Here is a 3,485-nt window from a genome sequence, read left to right on the forward strand (position 1 = left end):
GCCTAATTTTTACGAGCTTTCTTAAGACCTGGTTGGAAAGTATGGATTTCAGTTGGACTAAAAATAGCGTAATATCACGTCCTTCTTATCCTAACAAAGTTTCTAATATTGGAATAACAACGATAAATAGAACCGTACTTAGAGTCACCACATTCGTCGAAAATTCCACATCTCCTTTTCCTTGATTAGCAAGGATTGGGAGAACCGCTAGAGCTGGTGTAGCGGACTGAATCATAAAGGTCTTCAATTCTACTGTCGCCATATTTGGGGCAAAAAATTTCAATACAAGAAGCATGGTCAGAGGAGCTAGGATAAAGCGTCCAACCAAAGTTACAATTGTATCTTTATCAAAAGTAATCGTATTCAAGCCAGCCTTAGCAAGAACAATACCGATATAGACAAGAGATAGTGGCGTTGTTAAACTACCAATATAAGTCAAGGTGCTTTCTGCAAAACTTGGAACAGGAAGACGGAGCACTAAAAATACGAGGGCTACGAGAAATCCCAATAAAGGGGCTGGGAAGAGCTTCTTCCAATTGAATTTTTGAGCTTGTTTTGAAGCCCCTTCTTTGCTATCCGAGGTCATTAGATAGACACCTAATGTCCAAGTAGATACCGTATTTGTAATATAATACACCAAGAAGTAGGGAAGGGCTTGATCTCCAAACAGAGCTATGTTTAAAGCCAAACCAATAAAAATGGTATTGGCATTCACGAAGGTATTAATCATGGTTCCTCGACGGCCCGGGCGCACTCTAAAAAGTTTCACCGCTATAAAGGCCATTAGGTAACCGAGAACGAAGGCGATAAACGTATACAATAAACCGCCAGACAAGCTAATCAATTTATCTAACGTTAAATATTTAAGAACAGAGGTAAAAATTGCCACTGGCATGGCCACATTCATAATGAGTTTTGATAAATCATTTCCAAAACTCTCTTGAAACCAACCACGGACTTGTAAGAAGTAACCTAAAATGATAATGACAATAATAGGTACAATACTCTGAATTGAAGTTAAAAAGATTTCCATAGTCTCCCTTTTTATATGTCATAGCGTATAGTTTAGGGCGTACGAAGCATCCAGTCGCACTCGTACACCCCATTTCCATTTACTTATTTATAGGTTGGATACCATTTCAAATCACGAACTGCTTTAGCCATATCAGTTTCTTTAGCACGGGCAAGACCTTGTTCTTGCGCTTTTTTAGCGACTGCTTCTGCTACCTTAATAGAAACATCTGCTACATACTTGAATGGTGGCAAGACAGGAGCTCCTGGTTGGCCTGGATTGACAATACCACTCAATGAATGAGCCGCTGCTCCAATCATTTCATCTGTCAAAAGACTTGCTTCAGAAGCCAGCATACCTAAACCAAGACCTGGGTAAATCAAGGCATTATTGGCTTGACCAATCACATAGTCTACACCTTTATAAGAAACCGTATCAGCAGGAATTCCTGTTGCGACAAAAGCCTTGCCATCTGACCATTCGATCAAATCTTTAGCACTAGCTTCGGCTAGCTCGGTTGGATTTGATAATGGAAAGATCATTGGACGTTCAGTATTTTCGCACATAGCTTCTACAATTTCTTTAGTGAAGGTATTAGGTTGAGTTGAAGTTCCTATAAGAATGGTTGGTTTCACAGTCTTCACTACTTCAAGTAGGTCAGTCAACTTGTCTGCGTTGCTAAAATCAGCACGTTTCTTAGCAAATGGTTTTTGCTCTGGTGTCAAGTCATCCATATCATCAAAGAGAAGACCTTGTTTATCAACCATAAAGAAACGTTTATAGGCTTCTTCTTCGGAAAGACCTTTACTCACCATTTCACGGAGAACACGAGAGGCAATTCCTGCACCCGCAGTACCACCACCATAGCAGAGATAAACTTGATCGGTTAATTTTTCACCACTAATATCCAGCGAACCAAAGATTCCACCTAAGGTAACGATTCCTGTACCTTGAATATCATCATTAAAGGTCGGAATTTGTTTCCGGTATTTTTCAAGAATATTGGCAGCATTCAAGCGACCAAAGTCTTCCCAGTGAAGGTAGAGTTTAGGAAAGAGTCGTTCTGCTGTTTGAACAAATCGGTCAATGAAGTCGTAGTAACGATCCCCTCGGACCCGTTCGTGACGATTTCCTAAGTAATTAAGATTGTTACGAAGTTCTTCACGGTTAGTTCCTGCATCAATGACTAAAGGAAGGACCATAGAAGGATCGATTCCTGCAGCACCCGTATAGACCATCAATTTCCCAACAGAAATATCGACACCATTTGTCCCCCAGTCTCCAATACCAAGAATACCTTCTGCATCTGTCACTACAATGAGTCGAATCTCACGGTCCCCAGCAGCATTTTTCAAAGTGGCTTCAATATTTTCAGGATGATTAATATCAAGATATCCCGCATATTGTGGATCTACAAAGAGGTCACTATAGCCTTCAATGGTATCTGCAATGGTTGGGTCATACACAATTGGATTGAATTCTTCCAAATGTTGAGAAAAGAGGTAATAGAAAAGAGTCCGGTTTGTGTTAAAGATTTCCATTAAGAACAAACGTTTTTCCAGATCATTGACCTTTGTTTGCATTTGTGCATAGGTTTGTGCTGCTTGTTCCTCAATCGTTTGAACATAAGGTGGCAGTAAACCAATAAGGCCTAGTTCCTTTCGCTCCTCTAAGGTAAAGGCAGTTCCCTTATTAAGGAAAGGATTGTTTAAAATATCATGTGCAGTCATAGTGCAACCTCCTTTTTACTTATATTATGGGGCTGACGTAGATTAGCCCTAAATTCCACACCAATCCCGCAGAATTTTAAGCTGTTGAGATGGTGTGCCGAAGTTAAACCGAAATTCGCATTCTTTCAAGAACAGCGGGAAGGATTTGCGATCAATTCCGTTGTATTTGCGCAAGACGCGTTTTGCCTGATTCCAAAAATTCTCAATGCCGTTAATGTGGTTCTGACAGTCTGCAAATTCCTTGGAATGGTTGATACGGTAATGGATAAAACCGCTTACGTCCAGCTTGTCATAGCTGCTCAGGCTATCCGTGTGAACAATGCTGTCCGGCATGATTTTCTGTTTGATAACAGGTATCAAAGTATCAGACTTGGCATTATCTACGACAACGGTATAGACCCGTCCGTTGCGTTTCAGAATGCCAAAGACAACCACTTTTCCTGCTGCGCTGGCCTTTACGCCGTCCGCCGAAATAGCTTTCGTCCAGTTCGACAGAGCCCTCAAAAACCTCATCGGCAGCCAAGGCCAAATGATAGTTGATAACCGTGCGGATTTTACGGTAGAACAGAATAGCGGAGTTGGGCTGAATGCCCAAAATATCGGCAGCGGAACGGGTGGTAACTTGGAGTACAAAAAATTCAAGTAGTTTCTTTTGAACTCTCTTGCTTAATTTACAATTGGTTATCTGCATTTTTGTAGCCTAGCATAACCGCTAATCTACGTCTATACTACTTAAAACGAAT

Annotated in this window: 2 protein-coding genes and 1 pseudogene; all 3 read right to left on the minus strand. The window is 40.9% G+C overall.

The genetic code is table 11. The features are described from left to right. Positions 1–85 precede the first annotated feature (85 nt). On the minus strand, positions 86–1,033 hold the full coding sequence (locus tag O3661_RS10540) for an AEC family transporter (protein ID WP_107737170.1): 948 nt from the start codon (positions 1,031–1,033) through the stop codon (positions 86–88). An 83-nt stretch (positions 1,034–1,116) separates the two neighbouring features. Further along, positions 1,117–2,742 (minus strand): malolactic enzyme, encoded by a 1,626-nt coding sequence (locus O3661_RS10545; RefSeq protein WP_371493387.1) that lies wholly within the window; start codon positions 2,740–2,742, stop codon positions 1,117–1,119. 48 nt (positions 2,743–2,790) lie between these two features. Continuing rightward, positions 2,791–3,433 (minus strand): annotated as a pseudogene (locus O3661_RS10550) (IS1595 family transposase). Positions 3,434–3,485 lie beyond the last annotated feature (52 nt).

The sequence above is a fragment of the Neisseria sp. 20925_1_37 genome, assembly GCF_041433255.1.
GTDB lineage: Bacteria > Pseudomonadota > Gammaproteobacteria > Burkholderiales > Neisseriaceae > Neisseria > Neisseria flavescens_D.